The organism is Streptomyces sp. NPDC093795 (genome assembly GCF_044764665.1).
Lineage (GTDB): Bacteria > Actinomycetota > Actinomycetes > Streptomycetales > Streptomycetaceae > Streptomyces.
In genome coordinates, this window is sequence record NZ_JBIWIO010000007.1 from 404721 (window position 1) to 422837 (window position 18117).

An 18117-nucleotide genomic window follows, 5' to 3' on the forward strand; every position below is an offset into this window, starting at 1 on the left:
AAGGGAAAAAGGGGAGAGTCAGAGGACCTTGGAGAGGAAGGCCCGAGTCCGCTCGTGGCGTGGGCTTTCGAGCACCTCGGCCGGCGGTCCCTGCTCGACGATCCGGCCCTCGTCCATGAAGACCACGGTGTCGGCGACCTCGCGTGCGAAGCCGATCTCGTGGGTGACGACGATCATGGTGGTGCCGGAGGCGGCCAGGTCCTTGATGACGTCGAGGACCTCACCGACCAGTTCGGGGTCGAGCGCGGAGGTCGGCTCGTCGAAGAGGAGCAGGCCGGGTTCGAGGGCGAGCGCGCGGGCGATGGCGACCCGTTGCTGCTGCCCGCCGGAGAGCTGCTTGGGGTACGCCTCCGCCTTGTCGGCGAGTCCGACGCGCGTGAGCAGCTGCCGGGCCGCGGCCTCGGCCTCCTTGCGGGGGCGCTTCAGGGCGGAGACGGGGGCCTCGACGATGTTCTCCAGGACCGTCAGGTGCGGGAAGAGGTGGAAGTTCTGGAAGACGAAGCCGATCCGGGTGCGCTGCTTGAGGATGTCCCGCTCGCGCAGCTCGTAGAGCTTGTTCCCGGAGCGGCGGTAGCCGACGAGGGTGCCGTCGACGCTGACGGTGCCGCTGTCGACCTTCTCCAGGTGGTTGATGGTCCGCAGGAGGGTGGACTTGCCGGAGCCGGAGGGGCCGAGGACGACGGTGACCTCGCCGGCGCGGACGTCGAGGTCGATGCCGCGCAGGACGTGGAGCGGGCCGAAGTTCTTGTGGACGGCCCGGATCTCGACCTTTGCGGTGGTCGTCCTCGGGTCCTTGGTGGTGACGGAGCTCATCGGACGCTCCCCTTCGCGTAGTGGCGTTCGACGTAGTGCTGGACGACGGAGAGCGCGGTGGTGAGCAGGACGTACCAGGCGGTGGCGACCATCAGGAGCGGGACGACCCGCCCGTTGCGGCCGTAGACGACCTGCACCTGGTAGAAGAGTTCGCCGATCGCCATGACGGAGACGATCGAGGTGCCCTTGAAGAGCGAGATGATCTCGTTGGCGGCGTTGGGCAGGATCGAGCGCATCGCCTGCGGCAGCACGATCCGCCGGAGCTGCCGGAGCCTCGGGATGCCGAGGGAGGCCGCGGCCTCCGACTGCCCCTCGTCCACGGCGAGTACGCCACCGCGGACGATCTCCGCCGCGTAGGCCGCCTGGTGCAGGGCGAGGCCGAGGACGGCGGCGCTCATCTCGCCGACCAGGCCCGTCGTGTCGAAGGAGAGGAAGCTCGGCCCGAAGGGGATGCCGATGCTCAGTTCCTTGTAGAGGTAGGCGAGGTTGAACCAGAAGAGCAGCTGGACGATGAGCGGGATGGAACGGAAGGCCCAGATGTAGCCGAAGGCGACGGACCGCAGGAACGGGCTGGCCGACAGGCGCATGAAGGCGAGCACGATGCCGATGGCGAAGCCGAGCGCGGTGCCGTGGAAGGTGAGCTGGAGGGTGACCCAGACGGCCTGGAGGATCGTCTCCGTGGTGAAGAACGCGGCGAAGACGTCCCATTCCCAGCCGGGGTTGGTGACCAGGCCGTGGGCGAACTGGGTGAGCAGGACGGCGGTGGCGGCGACGGCCACCCAGCGCCAGGGGTGGCGTACGGGGACGACCACGAGCGCGGCGGGGGCGGCGGCGGGTGGCGTGGTGGGGTCTTTCACGCCGACGTCGGCGCTGGTGAGAGACATGGCGGTTCCTCGGAGAAGGGTCGGGCGGCGGGAGGAGCGGCGCGGGCGGCGGGCGAGCGCGCGTGGGGTCAGGCGCTCAGGGGGACCGGGCGCCGACACTGCCGGTCCTCGCGCAGGAAGGTCAGCGCGGCCCGCGCGGTGACGTCGTTCTGCCCGAAGGCGACCCCGCCGGTCCGGGGCCGGGTGAAGGCCCCGCCGGTACGGGCGGTGGTGTGCGGGCCGAGGGCGAAGCGGCGCGGGTGCGGTCGTCCGTCCCGCTCCAGGACCCGGCCGTCGGCGGGGTCGACGACGAGCAGACCGCCGGCGGTGGCCCGCGCCCCGTCCTCGTGCAGGGCGCGAAGGAGCGGGCTGCCGGTGCGTTCGAGGGTGGGCTCGGGCAGTCGGGCCTCGACCAGGGCGCGGGCCCCGGTCCACTCCCCCGGCAGGGCGGCGGACGCGGCCCGGAAGAGCCCGCGTTCCTCGTCGGTCTCGACGGTGACCCCCGGTCCGAGGAAGCGCACCACTCCGGCCCGCGAGAGGGCGAGGAGCTGGTGCAGCCGCGGTCCGGGCGGGCCGGAGGCGAGGTAGCTGAAGAAGCCGTGCCACGAGGCGCCGGGGTCGAGGCGCTCGCCGAGCCGCAGGAGCTGTCCGTAGACGGAGAGGAGACCGGCGAAGACGGCGGCGTCGGGGCTGTGGGCGGGGTCGTGTCGGCGGGTCAGGTCGTCGGTGATGTAGTCGCGCAGGCCCTGCTGGAGGGCTTCGGCGGAGGCGAACCGGATGCCGTCCAGGGGGTGGTCGAGGGCGTCGAGGTCGAGCCGGTCGGCGGGGTCGGGGACGGCCGCGGCGACGACGGCGGCGAGTTCGGCCCCGCGCGGCGGCGCTTCCTCGTACGCCCGCTCGAAGTCGCTCCAGGCGAGTGAGGTCCGCTCGGGGTGGGTGGAGAAGAGCCGGTGGTAGTGGGCCCAGCCGAGTTCCTTGTCGATGAGGGGCCACACATCGCGCCGGAAGTCGAGCGGCCCGGTCCGCTTCAGCAGGGCGTCGGTCTGCTCGGGCCCGAAGAACCGTGGCAGTGGTGGCCGTTCGCCGTCGAGGCGGTAGCCGATCTTCGAGTGGTACGGGACTCCCCGCCGCGATCCGACGTGCAGCACCGGCTCCTCACCCGACGGTACGTAGACGAGCGTGTCGCCCTCGCCCTCGTACCGTCCGCCGCGGCCCTCGGTGAGCAGCACCATCAGGTCGACGAAGGCGAGTCCGAGGCCGCGGACGAGGACGGGTTCCCGGGCGGGCAGGACGGCGAGGTCGGTGTCGGCGGTGAAGCCGGGCGGCAGGTGGACGAGCCGGTGGCGGGCGGCGAAGCCGGCCAGGGCCCGCTGCTCCGGGTCGGGTTCGGCGTCGAGGTGGCCCACGGTGAGGACGACGAGGTCGGCGAGGAGGGGCGCGGCGCCGCCTTCCAGCCAGACCCGCTGGCGTCCCTCGCGGGGGCCGCTGACGCGGAGGGCGGTGGTGCGGTGTTCGTGGACGGTGACGGAGGCGGGCAGGGAGGCCCGGGCCCGTTCGTACACCCAGCGCAGATAGGCGCCCTGCTGCGTGCGGGTGGGGAAGGTGCCGCCGTCGATGCCGGCCCATGCGGCGAGGGTGGGCCCGGGCCGGACGGGTCCCTCGAGGTCCACGGTCTCGTCGGTGAACATGGTGACGTCCTCGGCCCGGGAGTTCATCCAGAGCAGCGGGGACTGCCCGGTGCGCCAGACGCGGCCGGGGCCCGGCGGGTGCGGGTCGACGAGGTGGACGTCGAGGGGGCCCTCGCCGTACAGCTCGGGGAGGTTGGCGGCGAGGCGTTCGAGGAGGCCGGTCCCCCGCGGTCCGGCGCCCACGATCACGATCGAGGGGCGGGGCCGCCGGGTGCGCGAGGCGGCCGGGGCGGTCGGGACGGGGCTCATCGCGCACCGGCCGTGCCGCGGGCGTAGTGCCGCTCGACGTAGTGCTGGCCGATGCCGAGGACCGAGGTGACGGCGACGTACCAGAGGGTGGCGACGAGCAGCAGCGGGATGATCTCGTACGTGCGGTGGTAGACGAGCTGGGTCGAGTAGAGCAGGTCCTGGACGGCGATGACGGAGACGATCGACGTGCCCTTGAGGGTGCCGATCAGCATGTTCCCGGCGGGCGGGACGATCGCGCGCATGGCCTGCGGCAGCACGATCCGGAAGAGCCTGCGCCACCGGCCGAGCCCGAGGGACTGTGCGGCCTCGGTCTGGCCCCGGTCGACGGAGAGGATGCCGCCGCGGACGACCTCGGCGGCGTAGGCGGCCTCGTGCAGGGTGAGGCCGATGACGGCGACGGAGACCGGGCCGAGGAGGTTGACCGTGTTCACGCCGAGGATCTGCGGGTAGAGCGCTCCGATGTTGAACCAGAAGAGCAGCTGGACCAGGATCGGGGTGGACCGGAAGAACCAGACGTACCCCCAACTCACCGCTCTCAGAACGGAGTTGGCGGAGAGCCGCAGTACCGCGAGCAGGGTCCCGAGGGCGAAGCCCAGGGCCATGACGAGGGCCGTCAGCCACAGGGTGAGGCCGAGGCCGCGCAGGACGGACGCGGAGGTGAAGTACTCGGCGACCACGTCCCACTGGAAGGCCTCGTTGCGGACGACCGAGACGAGGCCGAGCGCGAGGAGGACGAGCAGGAGCCCTGCGGCGGTCCACTGCCCTGCGCGGCGGGCGGGGACGATACGGAGGGGTGGATCGGCCGGCGGGGCCGTGGAGGGGATCTTGACGAGGGTCGCGGACATGCGAAGGCTCCGTGGATGCCAGGGGGCGGATCGAACACGGGGGTGCGCCTTCACACGCGCTGAGCACGGATGCGGGCCCCTCAGCCCGATCCGCCCTTCGAGGCTATGCGGTCAACACGGCCCGCTGTCAAGGGTGTCCGCACTGTGAGCCGTACGTCTCATCGCGGTTGACGGAGGAACGGATGCCTGTTCCACTGGGGCCATGCATCCGCAGCAGCAGCTGGTCACGCGCTCCCACATCGACTTCGGTCGTGTGTGGTCCTCTTCCTGTTGAGCCGACCCGCTGTTCTGCCCCGCCCGCGTGCTGTCCGCCGCGGCGCCTTCACATACGGGCCCCCCGTGGGTGCCTGAGCTCTCCCCTCCCCTCGCCCTGCCCTGCCGTCCTCCTCCCTTCTGAGGGACGACGCCGCCCTCCTTCGCCCTGAAGGACCGTCATGACCTTCGCGTTGTCCGTGCACCGGACCACGACCACCGATTCCCTGGCGCGCCCGCTCCTCGACGAGCTGGCGCACGAGTACACGACCCGGTACGGCTCCGCGGACGATCTGAGCCGCTACCCGGCGGAGGAGTTCGCCCCTCCCCACGGCGCCTTCCTGCTCCTCCTGGAGCAGGGCCGGCCCGTGGCGGGCGGCGCCTACCGCCGCTACGACGAGCACACCGCCGAACTCAAGCGGATCTGGACCGATTCGGCACACCGCAGGCGCGGGCTCGCCCGCCGCGTCCTGGACGTGCTCGAACGGGAGGCCGCCGGCCACGGCTACTCCCGCCTCTTCCTGACGACCGGCCCGCGCCAGCCCGAGGCCAGGGGCCTCTACCTGGCGAGTGGCTACCGGCCGCTGTTCGACCTGACCGCCGATCCCGAGTCGATCGGTCCGCTGCCGTTCGAGAAACTCCTGGAGAAACCGAAGCCATGAGCACGCGTACGAGTACGGGGACCGGCACCACTACCGGCGCCGGCCCCGGCACAGCCCGCACGACCCTCGCCTTCGCGCTGATCACAGCGGCCGCGCTCACGCTCACCGCCTGCGCGGGAGGCGAGCCCGCGACGGCTCCGGCCGGGGCGGCGGGCGCCCCCGGGGGAGCGCTGCCGGCCGAGGACGTGGTGTCGGCGGTCGCGAAGAACGAGGCCGCGGCGAAGCTGCTCCCGGCCGGCGTACGGCAGCGGGGCAGCCTCACGATCGCCGCCTCGGTCGCGACCCCGCCCAGCTCGGCGTATCTGCCGGACGGCAGGACCGTCGTGGGCGTGGACGCCGACTTCGCGGGCGCCGTGGCGAAGGCCCTCGGCCTGGAGCTGAAGCGTGAGGTCGTCGGCTTCGAGGCGATCCTGCCCGCGCTCGGCAGCGGCAAGTACGACGTCGGGACAGGGAACTTCGGCGTGACGGAGGAGCGGCGCAAGGCCATCGACTTCGTCACCTACATCAATGACGGGCAGGGGTTCGCGAGCCGGGCCGACAGCCCGCTGAAGGCGGTCACCGACCTCACGCAGCTGTGCGGCCTGAAGGTGGCCGTGAACGCGGGCACCACCTTCGAACGGACCCTGGAGCAGAACAAGGGCCGGTGCGCGGAGGCCGGGAAGCCGCCGTACGAGGTGAACGTCTACAGCGAGACGGGGGCGATCTGGATGTCGCTCCAGCAGGGCCGCAGCGATGTCGTGATGAACACGATCAACGGCCTGCGGTACGCGGTGACGCAGCAGAAGAACGTGAAGTTCCTGGGCGAGTACCGGCGGCTCGACGTCGGTTTCGCCTTCAGGAAGGGCACCCCGCTCGCGCCCGCCTTCCAGGCCGCGGTGAACGGCCTGAAGGCGGACGGGACGTACGACAGGATCCTGCGGAAGTGGGGGGTGACGGCCTCGGGGATCGAACGCTCGCGGATCTCCCCGCCGGAGCTCCCGGCACCGGAGAGGTGACGGGCTCCGGCGGGGCGGATCACGGACGGGTCGTCAGCAGTCGCAGCCGCAGCCGCAGTCGCCGCAGCAGCCCTCCCCCTCGCAGCAGGAGGAGCAGTTGCTGCAGCAGTCACAGCAGTCGCAGCAGCTGCCGGGGTCGCACTGCTGGCAGAGCCCGCCGCGCCGCTCACGGCTCCAGGGGTCCTCGAAGGTCCCGCAGCACATCTGGCAGGTGCAGGCCAGACCGACCCAGAGGGCGCATCCGGCTATCAGGCCGCGCCGGTTCGGCGGCCCGGGCGGGAACGGCCCGCCGGGGCCGCCCGGACCACCGGGGCCGGGGGCGTACGGGCCACCGGGGCCGCCGGGACCACCCGGGCCGGGGGCGTACGGACCACCCGGGACGGGGCCCGGGCCATCGGGGGCGTACGGGTTCCCGGGCACCGGCCCGTGACCGTGAGCGGCCCCATGCCCCTGACCCGCCCCCGCTCCCGCCCCCGCGCCCGGGCTCACGTGCGAGCAGCTCGTCGTGCCGAAGGCGCGGTTCACCGAGGTGCGCAGCTCGTGGGCGAGGAGGACGTGGGCCAGCTTGCCGTCGGCGAACTCGGCGTCCCGCAGCGCGAGCCGGATGCCGTGGAGGGCGTCGTCGGCGAGCCGGCGGGCCTCCTCGCGGGAGGTGCCGGTCGCGGTGAGCGGGTTCCAGGCGCCGCTCGCCGCGTCGGCGGTCTGGTCCTCGACGGCGTCCAGGAGGTGCGCGAGGCGCCCGAAGAGCCGGCCCGCCTCGGCGAGCGGTTCCGCGTTCCCCGGCCGGCCGGCGAGAACGGCGGTGTGCGCGAAGGCGGCCGCGGTCGCGGTCTCGGTCGGTTCGGTGACGGCGAGCAGGGAGGTGCCGGGTCCCGCGAGGGCCTCGATCCCGGTCTGGCGGTCGACGGCGTCGACGAGGACGGCGGTGTCGAAGCCGAGGGCGCGGCCGGTCCTCGCACCGGCCTTGTCCCAGGAGCGGGCGACCCGGCGGGCCGCGGCGGCGACGGGGCGGCGGGCCAACAGGCCGTCCCGGTCGGCGACGTGGTCCCGTACCTTCGCGGAGGCGAGGACGAGCGAGACGGCGGCGGCGAGGCGCGCGCCCTCCCCCTGGGCGACGGGGGCGGTCCTCATCCCGCGCAGCGGGCAGGGTCCGGCGGTGCGCCGTCCGCTGGTCACGGCGCCGGTCTGAGCCTCCGTCAGGACGGAGACGATGAGCCCGTCGTAGTTGGTGACGACCCGGGCGAACTGGCCGTGGTCGGCGCGAAGTGCCAGGCAGAGGCCGCAGAGGTGGGCCATCCACTCGACCTTCAGACCGTCGGTGAGCCGGTGGGCGCAGGGCCTGACGATTCCGAACAAGAGACTCCCCCGTGAACTGACTGCGGCGACGCCGTCGAGCGCCTCGCGGCATGGTAGCGAGCGGGCGTGTTCACCCGTACGCGCCCATCGTCACCCTTCCAGCCCGACTTTCATATTTTCAGCTACATGGCCCTCCCCCAGCCCCCGCATACCGCAAGTTTCCTGACGAATCGCCAGGAAACGGTGCTCACGTTCTGCACCAGTACCGTCACGAATCCAAGGCGCGACGCCCAACCACTTGGCGCGCGATCCGCATCATGGACGACGATAGGGATATGCGGAACCACAAGTGACCGCGCTGAAAGGAGGCGTCCATGGGATCGGTGCGCAAGGCGAGCGCCTGGCTGGGACTCGTCGAGGACAACGACGAGCGTTACTACGACGACGAGTACGCCGACGGTGCCGAGGGCGGCGACGCCTGGGTGACGGACCCCCGGGTGCGGGTCGCCACGGACACCGCCGAGGACCGGGGACGCCGGATCGCCACCGTCTCCCCTGACGGCTTCCGGGACGCCCGGGGCATCGGCGAGCTCTTCAGGGACGGGGTTCCGGTGATCGTGAACCTGACCGCGATGGAGCCGGGCGACGCCAAGCGCGTGGTCGACTTCGCCGCCGGTCTCGCCTTCGGTCTGCGCGGTTCGATCGAGCGCGTCGCGACGCGGGTCTTCCTGCTGACTCCGGCCGACACCCAGATCGTCACCGGCGAGAGCGGCCGCCGCCGGCAGGACGGTTTCTTCAACCAGAGCTGAGCGGGCCCGCCGGCCAGGCCGGACACCACCCGGACGACCGGGTCAGTGCGCCGGACGCCCGGAGCCGGCGGGCTCGATCGCTTCCCGGGTCGCGGGCACCCGCGGCTCGGACGACCGGGAGAGCCCGGAGGGCTCCGCCCACGCGGCCGCGGTCTCCACCAGAACGGCCGGCTCCGCCGGATCCACCTTCGCCGCCGTCGCCGGCTTCCCCGCCGACTCCGCCGTCTCCTCCGTCCCCGCCGTCTCCTCCGGACCGGACGTCTCCTCCGGATCGACCGGGCAGTCCATCACCCGGGGCAGGCGCCGCGCCATCGCCGCGCCGAGGAGCAGCAGCCCCGCGCTCACGAAGAGCGTGATGTGCAGCCCGTTCACGAAGGAGTGCCGGGCGGCCTGGTGCAGGGCTCCGCCGGCCGCGCCGCCGAGCTGCTCCGCGACCTGGTAGGCCTCCCCGAGCGAGTTCGCGGCGGCCGTGCGCGCCTCCGCGGGCACCCCGGGGACGGCGGCGAGCCCGGGGGCGTACGCCGCGTTCATCACACTGCCGAGCAGGGCGATGCCCATGCCCGCGCCGAGCTGGTACGAGGTCTCGCCGATCGCGGCCGCGCCACCCGCGCTCCGCTGCGGCGCCTCGCTGAGCATCGACTCGTACGCCGAGAAGAGCGTGGTCTGCAGGCCGAAGCCGAGCAGGACGAAGCCGACCGTGAGCAGCAGCGGCCGGTCGTGCTGCCCCATGAAGGTGAGGAGCAGCACGGCGGCCGCGGTGAGCACGAAGCCCCAGCCGACCATCCGGCGCGGTCCGATCCTGCGCAGGGTGTACGAGCCGGTGGCGCCGGCGGCCATGGCGGCGAAGGTGAGCGGAAGCAGCCGGAGCCCGGTCTCCAGGGGCGTGAGGCCGAGGACGAGCTGGAGGTACTGGACGGCGATCAGCTCCAGGCCGACCAGGGCCAGCATGGCGAGCACGATGCAGCCGACGGAGGTGGTGAAGGCCGCCCGGGAGAAGAGCCGCATGTCGATCAGGGGGTGCGGGCGCCGCTTCTGCCGCCGTACGAAGAGGACGAGGAGCGCGGCGCCGAGCAGCAGCGGGCCCGCGGTCGGGAGGGCGAGGAGCGGGTCGCCGGCCCCGGCCCGCTTGACCCCGAGGACGCAGCCGAGCACTCCGGCGGCGGCCATGAGCGCGCCGAGGACGTCCCAGGGTCCGTCGGCGGCGCCCCGGGACTCGGGGAGGAGACGGCGGCCGAGCGGCAGGATCAGTGCCATCAGCGGGATGTTGATGAGGAAGACGGAGCCCCACCAGTAGTGCTCCACGAGGAAGCCGCCGAGCACCGGTCCCGCGGCGGCGCCGACCGCGGCGACCGCGGTCCAGACGCCGATGGCGGTGGCGCGCTCCCGCCGGTCGGGGAAGACCGTCCGGAGGATGGAGAGCGTGGCGGGCATGATCATGGCGCCGCCGACGCCGAGCAGCGCGCGGGCCGCGATGAGGACGGAGGGTTCGGTGGCGAGCGCGGCGACCGCCGAGGCGACGCCGAAGAGGGCGTAGCCGAGGAGGAGCACTCTCCGTCGTCCGACCCGGTCCCCGAGGGTGCCGAAGAGGATGAGGAGCGAGGCGCAGATCAGGGGGTAGGCGTCGACGATCCAGAGCAGCGCGGTGGAGCTGGGGCGCAGGTCCTCGGTGAGCGAGGGGACGGCGACGTGGAGGATGGTCGCGTCGAGGGCGACCAGGAGGAGACTGACGCAGAGGACGAGGAGGACGACCCAGCGGTTGGCTCCGGCTCCGACGGCGGAGCGCGGTGGTCCTTGGGCCGTGTTCGTCCGCGACATGTCCGTACCTCCCAGTGAAGCTCTCGCGCTCGGCGGGCCCCGACCAGGGCTTATGCCCCTGGGGCGGCCCGGCATCGACGGGCGAGTGAGCCGTCAGCGTACGCGAGTCCACGCCCCCGGCGCGTGGTGCAGCTCTCACCCCGACGGCCCCGCCGGTGTGGCGTACGCCACTCGGGAAGGGCCGCGCGTCGCATGGAATTCCGTACGGACGTCTGTTTGAAGTAATTCCCGCGCGTTCAAACACGCTTCCGGAATCGCCCGTGCGGCAATAGGGCGGAAGGTCATCGGATTTCCCGACGGACGCCCGGAATAGGTCGGCCATTGAGACCTACTCCACATCACATCAACATCACGAAGGGGGCGGATCGACCGGGTCGGCTTCTCACTCCCTGTAACGTCGATTGGGTGCGTACCGACATCTTTGCCCGGCTGGACCGGGAGCCGGAACCGCCGAAGATAGAGGTCCCGCGGATGACCCGCACGCGTCTCGCCCTCTTCGGCGGGACGTCGGCGTTCTATCTCGCCATGGTCGTCGCCGTGCTGCTCTCGACGTGGCTGGTGACCCTCGACTGGAAGATCATGCTCTTCCGGCCCTACCAGCAGTGGCCGGGGATCCACGGCTTCCTCGACTACTACGTCGTCCTCGGTCAGCGTGGTCCCACGGCCGTCATGGTGGCCGCCTGGCTGGGCTGGCGCTCCTGGCGCCAGCACACCCTGCGGCCCCTGCTCTGCCTCGGCGCCGCCCTGCTGCTGCTCAACGTCTCGGTCGGCTCGGTCAAGCTCGGACTCGGCCGCCTCGGCCCCCACTACGCGACCCAGGTCGGCTCCGCCGAGCTCTTCGCGGGCGGCGACATATTCCCCTCGGGTCACACCGCCAACGCGGTGGTGACCTGGGGCATCCTCGCCTATCTGGCGACCACCCCGCGGGCCAGGCGCTATCTGTCGGCGCTCTCCGCCGTGGTCGCGCTCGGCGTCGGTCTCACCACCGTCTACCTGGGCACGCACTGGCTGAGCGACGTCCTCCTCGGCTGGGCGGCCGGGCTGCTCGTGCTCCTGGCGCTGCCCTGGTGCGAGCCGGTCCTGGCCGTGGCGGAGTCCTGGATCCTCGCCGTGCGTGACCGGGTACGGGAACGGCTGCGGGACCGTCGCCGGCTGGTGCCCTCGCTGCCCGTGGCCTCCGGCGGCCCCCGCCCGGGGTTCTTCCCCGCGCCCGAGGAGCCGGTCAGGGAGACCGTGGGAGTGGCCGGCCGCCGCACTCCGGCGACCGGCGGCTGACCTCCGTCACCTCGGAGAAGTACCCGGAGGTACGGGGAAACGTCAGCGACAAAGGGCCCCGGCCGTCATCGGCCGGGGCCCTTCGCGTTCTCCTCAGCCGACCCAGCAGCGGGTGACCGTGTCGTTCTCGACCTCGAAGTTGATGCGTCCGACCAGGTATTCCATCGTGATGATCGAGCCGGGCGGCAGGGACCTGACGGTGCTCCAGCCCCGCGTCCTTGCGAGCTGTGCGGCGCCTTCCGCGTCCAGGCCCACATAGGACTCGGGGCTGTCGCGGGGCGGTTCGGGAGTACGCGATGTGGGTGCCATGACCCTCACGTTAGTACCTTCGCGGTCACGCTTGTGTCACAAGTTACCGACATATGTTTGGTGCTTCCGCCGCCGCACGGAGGGATGCTTTCCAGCCGTTTCTCCAGTAATTCCGGGGGACTCCCGGCAGTTCGCACGAAGGGTCCGGAATCCGGCGCCGAAGCGCCGATAGCACGGACGTCATTCCCTCTTCCCCCGCATCCGCCCTGAATTGTGTCGGCGACGCGCACGCAGGGCGCTCACTCTTCCCTTACACAATGCTTACGCTGTCCGGACGCCCGGAGACGCGGAGCCGGGACGACGGCGAGGCGGAGGCAGCGATGGGCAACGGGACACTGACCGCGACCGTCGAATCGGGCCGGCAGCGGCACGGCCGCGTGCTGATCGACTGGCTCACCACGACCGACCACAAGAAGATCGGCCACCTCTACCTGGTGACCTCGTTCGTCTTCTTCCTGATGGCCGGGATCATGGCGATGCTGATGCGGGCCGAGCTGGCCCGCCCGGGACTCCAGCTCGTCTCGAACCAGGAGTTCAACCAGGCCTTCACCCTGCACGGCACGATCATGCTGCTGCTCTTCGCGACGCCCACGTTCGCCGGCTTCGCCAACGAGCTGGTGCCGCTCCAGATCGGCGCGCCCGACGTCGCCTTCCCCCGCCTGAACATGCTCTCGTACTGGCTGTTCCTCCTCGGCGGCCTGATGGTGGTGGGCTCGCTGCTCGTGCCCAGCGGACCACCCGCCTTCGGCTGGACCGCGTACGCGCCCCTGAACAGCCTCGAACGCTCCCCCGGCATCGGGGCCGACCTGTGGATCATGGGGCTCGCCCTCTCCGGCTTCGGCACGATCCTCACCTCGGTGAACTTCCTGGCGACGATCATCGGGATGCGCGCGCCCGGCATGACCATGTTCCGGGTGCCGATCTTCACCTGGAACGTGCTCTTCACCGCGGTCCTGGTCCTGATGGCCTTCCCGGTCCTCGCCGCGGCCCTGCTCGTCCTGGAGGCGGACCGGCGCCTCGGCTCGGTGGTCTTCCAGCCGGAGTACGGGGGCGCGCTGCTCTGGCAGCACCTCTTCTGGTTCTTCGGCCATCCCGAGGTCTACATCATCGCGCTGCCGTTCTTCGGGATCGTCAGCGAGATCATCCCGGTCTTCGCCCGGAAGCCGATCTTCGGGTACACGACGCTGATCAGCGCCACCATGGCGATCACCGGCCTCTCGGTGGTGGTCTGGGCGCACCACATGTTCGTGACGGGCGCGGTGCTGCTGCCGTTCTTCTCGATGCTGTCGTTCCTCATCGCGGTGCCCACCGGGGTGAAGTTCTTCAACTGGACCGGGACGATGCTGCGGGGCTCGCTCTCCTTCGAGACCCCGATGCTGTGGTCCGTCGGCTTCCTGGTGTCGTTCCTCTTCGGCGGCCTGACCGGGGTGATCCTCGCCTCGCCGCCGATGGACTTCCATGTCACCGACTCGTACTTCGTGGTCGCCCACTTCCACTACACGGTGTTCGGCACGGTCGTCTTCGCGACCTTCGCCGGCTTCTACTTCTGGTGGCCGAAGTTCACCGGCCGGATGCTCGACGAACGGCTCGGGAAGATCCACTTCTGGACCCTCTTCATCGGCTTCCACCTGACGTTCCTGGTGCAGCACTGGCTCGGGGCGGAGGGCATGCCCCGGCGGTACGCCGACTACCTGGACGCGGACGGCTTCACCGCCCTCAACACCGCGTCCACCATCGGCGCCTTCCTGCTCGGCGCGTCCACCCTGCCCTTCCTTTACAACGTGTGGCGGACCTGGCGGTACGGGACGAAGGTCGACGTGGACGACCCGTGGGGCTTCGGGCGCTCGCTGGAGTGGGCGACCTCCTGCCCGCCGCCCCGGCACAACTTCGTGACGGTGCCCCGGATCCGCTCCGAGGCGCCCGCCTTCGACCTGCACCACCCGGAGTTCGCGGAGTACGAGCTGGCGTACGTCACGAGTCCGCCGCAGGACGGCCCGGCCGGTCGAGAGCGCGGGACAACAGGTCCCTGAGCGCCCGCACCCGGTCGACGAGCTCCGGCGGGTCGAGCACCTCGAACTCGAAGCCGATCATCGCCACATGGATCGCCATCACGTCGAGGCTGTGGGCGCCGGTCCGCAGCAGACAGGCGTGCTCCCCCTCCGCCGTCAGGACACCGGCGGCGGCGCCGACGGCCGCGGCGGCCTCGTCGAGCGGCACATGCAGCCGGATCGTCGCCTCGGTCGCGTACACGGCCGTGGACACGCCCTTCGACACATAGGCGGCGAGATCCTCGGCGGGCGGCTCGCGCGGCGGGAAGCGGGGGCCGTGCGGCGGGGTCGGGGTGATCCGGTCGGCCCGGAAGGTACGCCAGTCGGCCCGGTCCACGTCCCAGCCGACCAGGTACCAGCGGCGCTCGCTGCACACGAGGCGGTGCGGCTCGACGGTCCTGCGGGTGGCCGTCCCGCCGTGGTCGCGGTACTCGAAGCGCAGCCGCTCGGTGTCCCGGCAGGCGTTGGCGAGCTCGGTGAGCACGGCCGGGTCGATCCGCTCGCGCGGAGTGCGCAGCATCGGCACGGTGAAGGCGTTCAGGGCGCTCACCCGGCGCCGCAGCCGCCCGGGCAGCACCTGTTCCAGCTTGGCCAGGGCGCGTACGGAGCTCTCGCCGATGCCCTCGACGCCCTGCCCCGCGGCGGCGCGCAGGCCGACCGCGACCGCCACGGCCTCCTCGTCGTCGAGGAGCAGCGGCGGCAGCTCGGCCCCGGCGCCCAGCTGGTAGCCGCCGCCGGTGCCGGGGCTCGCGTTGACGGGGTACCCGAGCTCCCGCAGCCGGTCGACGTCCCGCCGTACGGTGCGGGGCGTGACCCCGAGCCGCTCGGCGAGGTCGGCACCGGACCACTCACGGTGGGCCTGGAGCAACGAGAGCAGACGCAAGAGCCGTGCGGAGGTCTCCAACATGGCGCCGAGTCTGCCAGCCCTCGCGGACGACTTCTGTCCTCAAAGGGCGCGCGATGCGTCAGCGGAAGCGGCGGACCAGCCGGCCGGCCCTGGCCTTCAGGGTGTAGACCGCGTCGACGGCCCGGCCGACCCCCCGGTGCAGCGACGCCCTGCCCTCGGGGTGGCTGCGCCGGCTCGCGCCGCGCTCGACGAGTTCCGTCCAGAGCGCCTCGTGCCGGGCGGCGATCCGGGCCGGGTCGAAGCGCTCGGCGGCCCCGAGCGCCGCCCGTGCCGTCTTGGCGCGCAGCTCGTCGTCCTCGACGAGCCGGCGCAGCGCCCGCGCGAACGCGGCCACGTCGTCGACCGGCACCAGGAGCCCGTCGACCCCGTCCTCGATGATCTCGCGGGGCCCGTGCGGGCAGTCGGTGGAGACGACCGGGAGTCCGCAGCGCATCGCCTCGACGATGGTCATGCCGAAGGACTCGCGCTGGGAGGTCACGGCGGCGATCGAGCCCTTGGCCAGCTCCGGTTCCAGCGGGGTCACCGAGCCCATGAGGAAGACCTGCGCGCCCAGGCCCCGGTCCTTGATCTGCCGGGCCAGCGGCCCCTTGACGTTCTGGACCGCGTCACCGGCGCCGTAGATCCGCAGCTTCCAGTCGGGGTGGTCGGCGGCCACCTCGGCGAAGGCGTCGATCAGCAGGTCGTACCGCTTGACGCGGGTCAGCCGGCCGGCGGCGACGACCGTCTTCGCCGCGGGGTCGGCGGGCGGCCCGGCGGGCGCGGGCACGCTGTTGGGCACGGCCTCGATCCGTACGCCGGGCAGCCCGAGCTTCCGGTAGGCGCGGGCGTCCGCCTCCGTGACCGTCGTGACGGCGTCGAGGAGCGCGTACTCGTGGGCGATGTCCCGGCGCAGCCGGAAGCTGTGACCGTCGAGGATCAGGTGTTCCTGGCCGACGAGGACGGGGCCGCGCCGGGCCTGCCGGGTGAGGTGCACGTTGAGTCCGGGGCGGGTGCCGACGAGGACGTCGGCCTCCACGCCCCGCAGGTGCTCCCCGATCCGGGCGTCGGTGAGGGCGCTGTACTGCTTCCAGCGTCCGTCGCCGCGCGGGAAGACCTCGGCGGGGCGGCGGAAGTCGGGGTGTTCGCCGTCGTACCCGGGGCTGTCCTCGCGCAGGTCGACGAGGTGGCGCAGGGTCACCCCCGAGGGCAGGCCGAGGAGGGGTCGGTCGCGGTGGCGGAACACCGAGACGATCTCGACCTCGTGACGCTCCGCCAGTTCCTCGGCGAGGGTGAACGTCGTCCGGATCGTGCCGCCGTAGTGGTAGCCGTTGTGGAGCAGAAAGGAGATTCGCATCGCGCCGCCGGTTCCCCCCGGTGAGTTGATCGGTCGCTCGACTGTACTGCCGGTGACGGGCCGCCGTTCACGGGCGCAGCCGAGCGGGGGTCACGGCCGGTAGCCGAGTTGGGGCACGGTCGCGCAGTTCTCCGTCATCTCGCCCTGGCGCACCCAGCCCCTGCCCTCCTGCCAACGGGCCACCGACAGACAGGTGTTCCGGGTCGCGGGCGGTCGCTCCAGGCGTTCGTGGCGGACGGGGAGCAGAAGCCCCCGCGCGGTGTACGGCTCCGGACGGTTCATGAACCGCTCCACGCACGCGCGGGTGAGCCCGCCCCCGGCGAGGCAGGAGCGGGCCGCGTCGGTGAACCACATCGCCGCCGCCCATCCCTCCAGCTGCCACTGGGACAGCGCCCGTCCGCCCATCGCCGCGCGGAACTCGCGGACCGCCGGATGCCCGGTGTCCTGGTGGTTGCGGCTGGCGCCGGTCACCCACAGGGCGTCCCGGCAGCCGGGGGCGCGGGCGTAGTCGCGGGCGACGGACGAGGACCAGTTCTGCGCGTGGGTGACCTTGGCGGCGACCCGTACCCCGAGGGTCTCCATCGCCTCGCACAGGCGCACGTTGCCGTGGGTGTCCATGGCGTCGAAGAGGACGTCGACGTGCTGGGCCCGCAGATCGGCGGCGACCGCCCGGAAGTTGGGCAGCGCGAAGTCCACCTGCTCCTCGACGACCCGGTAGCCCTCGGCGCGCAGCCCCCGGGTGACCAGCCGGGCGTACGCGGCGGACGCGGCCTGGTTGTACGAGACGACGGCGGCGGTCCTGGCGTCACGCTCCCGCGCGAACCAGCGGTAGACCTCGGTCCCGCCGTACAGGACGCCGCCCCAGCCGGGCTCCCCGCCGGTACGCGGCGCGGAGCTGCCGTAGATCCCGTAGAGGTGCGGGTACGTGTCGTACGCGGGGGTGAGGGGCTGGCCGCCGATGTCGGGGACGCCCGCCCGGGCGACGAGGGGGGCGCCCGCGTAGTCGAGGGCGGTGGTGGCGACGAGGGCGAAGACCCGGCGCTCGTCGACCAGCCGATGCACGCAGGTGTTGTTGCCGACGCCGCTGCCGCCGTCGTCGCAGGTCTCCACCTCGATCCGGCGCCCGTCGAGGCCGCCGCGGGCGTTGAGGGCGTCGAAGTAGGCGCGGGCCCCGTCGCGCGGGCCGGTGAGCGCCTGCCCGCCGACGGGGCTGGTGGCGCTGGTGATGATCCCGACGCGGAGCGGCTCACCGCCGGAGGGGTGGGCGGCGGGCCGCGACGCGAAGGCGCGCTCGGGGAGCCGGCTGCCGCAGGCCGTGAGGAGGAGGAGCGCGAGCGCGAGGAGCAGCGCCGCTCCCGCCTCAGCAGCCCTGGACGGTGACACCGCTCAGCTCGACCAGGCCGCACAGGGTCTTCACGGAGACCTTCCAGGTGTCGTCCTCCAGGACGGAGGTGCCGCGCGCGTCGGGCAGGGCCGGGGCTCCGCCGACCAGCAGGTCGTACGTCACGTCGGCGCCGGTGGCGGAGGTGAAGTCGACGCCCTTGACCTTCGCCGAGGTCATGGCCGCGTTCCTGTCGCCGGCGAAGGCACCGAGGACCTCCCGCATCCGCTCCCCGTCCTCCAGGAGCTTCGCCTTGTCGGCGACGGGGGTCTTCGGGTCGAAGAACTTCGTCCAGTTCTCGGTGATCTCCGCCTCGGCCGCGGCGGGGTCGTCGGGCTCGTCGGCGTCGGAGGTGCCGGGGGCCTCGGAGGGGGCCTCGGCCGTCATCCCGGGCGGGGCGGAGGTCTCCAGGTCCGCGGAGCGGCCCTCGCCGTCGTCGGCGCAGCTCGCGACGGCGGGGGCGAGCAGCAGGAGGGCGGCGGCCGCGAGCGCGGCGAGCCGGGGGCGTCGGCCGGGTCGTTCGGAAACCATCTGGCTCACCACCGGGTGTCCTTCGGGGCCGTGCGGCCGGATGCTT

16 protein-coding genes are annotated in these 18117 nt (G+C 72.4%); 5 read left to right on the top strand and 11 right to left on the bottom strand.

Features of this window, described 5'->3' with window-relative positions; translation table 11 throughout:
• Positions 1-18: 18 nt before the first annotated feature.
• The 4 genes from ACIRB7_RS21515 to ACIRB7_RS21530 all read right to left on the bottom strand — a co-directional run bounded on the left by ACIRB7_RS21515 (position 19) and on the right by ACIRB7_RS21530 (position 4458).
• Positions 19-813: an amino acid ABC transporter ATP-binding protein gene (locus tag ACIRB7_RS21515; protein WP_403600870.1), complete on the bottom strand. Its 795-nt coding sequence runs from the start codon at positions 811-813 to the stop codon at positions 19-21.
• A complete protein-coding gene (locus ACIRB7_RS21520; RefSeq protein ID WP_403600874.1) occupies positions 810-1697 on the bottom strand; it encodes an amino acid ABC transporter permease in 888 nt (295 codons plus the stop codon). The genes ACIRB7_RS21515 and ACIRB7_RS21520 overlap by 4 nt, the downstream gene beginning before the upstream one ends.
• Positions 1698-1765: 68 nt before the next feature.
• Positions 1766-3613, bottom strand: a complete 1848-nt coding sequence (locus ACIRB7_RS21525) for an FAD/NAD(P)-binding protein (protein ID WP_403600877.1) — start codon at positions 3611-3613, stop codon at positions 1766-1768.
• Entirely contained in the window at positions 3610-4458 is an 849-nt protein-coding gene (locus ACIRB7_RS21530; RefSeq protein WP_403600880.1) for an amino acid ABC transporter permease, read from the bottom strand. The genes ACIRB7_RS21525 and ACIRB7_RS21530 overlap by 4 nt, the downstream gene beginning before the upstream one ends.
• A 434-nt stretch (positions 4459-4892) precedes the next feature.
• Here ACIRB7_RS21530 and ACIRB7_RS21535 point away from each other — a divergent pair, with 434 nt between their 5' ends.
• Positions 4893-5372 (top strand): GNAT family N-acetyltransferase, encoded by a 480-nt coding sequence (locus ACIRB7_RS21535; RefSeq protein WP_403600883.1) that lies wholly within the window; start codon positions 4893-4895, stop codon positions 5370-5372.
• On the top strand, positions 5369-6367 hold the full coding sequence (locus tag ACIRB7_RS21540; RefSeq protein ID WP_403600886.1) for an ABC transporter substrate-binding protein: 999 nt from the start codon (positions 5369-5371) through the stop codon (positions 6365-6367). The genes ACIRB7_RS21535 and ACIRB7_RS21540 overlap by 4 nt, the downstream gene beginning before the upstream one ends.
• A 33-nt stretch (positions 6368-6400) precedes the next feature.
• Here ACIRB7_RS21540 and ACIRB7_RS21545 read toward each other — a convergent pair whose 3' ends face one another.
• Complete coding sequence (locus tag ACIRB7_RS21545) at positions 6401-7723, bottom strand: DUF5685 family protein (RefSeq protein WP_403600889.1); 1323 nt, start codon at positions 7721-7723, stop codon at positions 6401-6403.
• A gap of 314 nt (positions 7724-8037) precedes the next feature.
• On the opposite strand from ACIRB7_RS21545, the gene ACIRB7_RS21550 reads away from it, so the two are divergent.
• Positions 8038-8472, top strand: a complete 435-nt coding sequence (locus ACIRB7_RS21550) for a cell division protein SepF (RefSeq protein ID WP_403600892.1) — start codon at positions 8038-8040, stop codon at positions 8470-8472.
• A gap of 42 nt (positions 8473-8514) precedes the next feature.
• Here the strand turns inward: ACIRB7_RS21550 and ACIRB7_RS21555 are convergent, their stop codons facing one another.
• A complete protein-coding gene (locus tag ACIRB7_RS21555) occupies positions 8515-10287 on the bottom strand; it encodes an MFS transporter (RefSeq protein ID WP_403600895.1) in 1773 nt (590 codons plus the stop codon).
• 405 nt (positions 10288-10692) lie between these two features.
• Between ACIRB7_RS21555 and ACIRB7_RS21560 the strand changes: the two genes are divergently transcribed.
• The gene (locus ACIRB7_RS21560; protein WP_403600898.1) at positions 10693-11562 is read left to right on the top strand and encodes a phosphatase PAP2 family protein; all 870 of its coding nucleotides are present in this window, start codon (positions 10693-10695) and stop codon (positions 11560-11562) included.
• Between the two features lie 93 nt (positions 11563-11655).
• Here the strand turns inward: ACIRB7_RS21560 and ACIRB7_RS21565 are convergent, their stop codons facing one another.
• Positions 11656-11871, bottom strand: a complete 216-nt coding sequence (locus ACIRB7_RS21565) for an I78 family peptidase inhibitor (RefSeq protein WP_403600901.1) — start codon at positions 11869-11871, stop codon at positions 11656-11658.
• Positions 11872-12191: 320 nt separating this feature from the next.
• Here ACIRB7_RS21565 and ctaD point away from each other — a divergent pair, with 320 nt between their 5' ends.
• Positions 12192-13901 carry a cytochrome c oxidase subunit I gene (gene ctaD, locus ACIRB7_RS21570; protein ID WP_403601063.1) on the top strand — a complete coding sequence of 570 codons (1710 nt, stop codon included), beginning with the start codon at positions 12192-12194 and terminating at the stop codon, positions 13899-13901.
• Here ctaD and ACIRB7_RS21575 read toward each other — a convergent pair.
• The 4 genes from ACIRB7_RS21575 to ACIRB7_RS21590 form a co-directional block, all read right to left on the bottom strand.
• Positions 13843-14826 carry a helix-turn-helix transcriptional regulator gene (locus tag ACIRB7_RS21575; RefSeq protein WP_403600904.1) on the bottom strand — a complete coding sequence of 328 codons (984 nt, stop codon included), beginning with the start codon at positions 14824-14826 and terminating at the stop codon, positions 13843-13845. The two genes, ctaD and ACIRB7_RS21575, sit on opposite strands and share 59 nt — an antisense overlap.
• Positions 14827-14884: 58 nt before the next feature.
• Complete coding sequence (locus tag ACIRB7_RS21580; RefSeq protein WP_403600907.1) at positions 14885-16159, bottom strand: glycosyltransferase family 4 protein; 1275 nt, start codon at positions 16157-16159, stop codon at positions 14885-14887.
• Between the two features lie 90 nt (positions 16160-16249).
• Positions 16250-17542, bottom strand: a complete 1293-nt coding sequence (locus ACIRB7_RS21585) for an ABC transporter substrate-binding protein (RefSeq protein ID WP_403600910.1) — start codon at positions 17540-17542, stop codon at positions 16250-16252.
• Positions 17520-18071, bottom strand: coding sequence for a hypothetical protein (locus tag ACIRB7_RS21590; RefSeq protein ID WP_403601066.1), 552 nt, complete (start codon positions 18069-18071; stop codon positions 17520-17522). The genes ACIRB7_RS21585 and ACIRB7_RS21590 overlap by 23 nt, the downstream gene beginning before the upstream one ends.
• Positions 18072-18117: the final 46 nt, after the last annotated feature.

Coding starts and splice junctions, on each gene's coding strand:
- ACIRB7_RS21515 (WP_403600870.1), bottom strand. CDS start 813: ATGAGCTCCGTCACCACCAAGGACCCGAGGACGACCACCGCAAAGGTC.
- ACIRB7_RS21520 (WP_403600874.1), bottom strand. CDS start 1,697: ATGTCTCTCACCAGCGCCGACGTCGGCGTGAAAGACCCCACCACGCCA.
- ACIRB7_RS21525 (WP_403600877.1), bottom strand. CDS start 3,613: ATGAGCCCCGTCCCGACCGCCCCGGCCGCCTCGCGCACCCGGCGGCCC.
- ACIRB7_RS21530 (WP_403600880.1), bottom strand. CDS start 4,458: ATGTCCGCGACCCTCGTCAAGATCCCCTCCACGGCCCCGCCGGCCGAT.
- ACIRB7_RS21535 (WP_403600883.1), top strand. CDS start 4,893: ATGACCTTCGCGTTGTCCGTGCACCGGACCACGACCACCGATTCCCTG.
- ACIRB7_RS21540 (WP_403600886.1), top strand. CDS start 5,369: ATGAGCACGCGTACGAGTACGGGGACCGGCACCACTACCGGCGCCGGC.
- ACIRB7_RS21550 (WP_403600892.1), top strand. CDS start 8,038: ATGGGATCGGTGCGCAAGGCGAGCGCCTGGCTGGGACTCGTCGAGGAC.
- ACIRB7_RS21555 (WP_403600895.1), bottom strand. CDS start 10,287: ATGTCGCGGACGAACACGGCCCAAGGACCACCGCGCTCCGCCGTCGGA.
- ACIRB7_RS21565 (WP_403600901.1), bottom strand. CDS start 11,871: ATGGCACCCACATCGCGTACTCCCGAACCGCCCCGCGACAGCCCCGAG.
- ctaD (WP_403601063.1), top strand. CDS start 12,192: ATGGGCAACGGGACACTGACCGCGACCGTCGAATCGGGCCGGCAGCGG.
- ACIRB7_RS21575 (WP_403600904.1), bottom strand. CDS start 14,826: ATGTTGGAGACCTCCGCACGGCTCTTGCGTCTGCTCTCGTTGCTCCAG.
- ACIRB7_RS21580 (WP_403600907.1), bottom strand. CDS start 16,159: ATGCGAATCTCCTTTCTGCTCCACAACGGCTACCACTACGGCGGCACG.
- ACIRB7_RS21590 (WP_403601066.1), bottom strand. CDS start 18,071: ATGGTTTCCGAACGACCCGGCCGACGCCCCCGGCTCGCCGCGCTCGCG.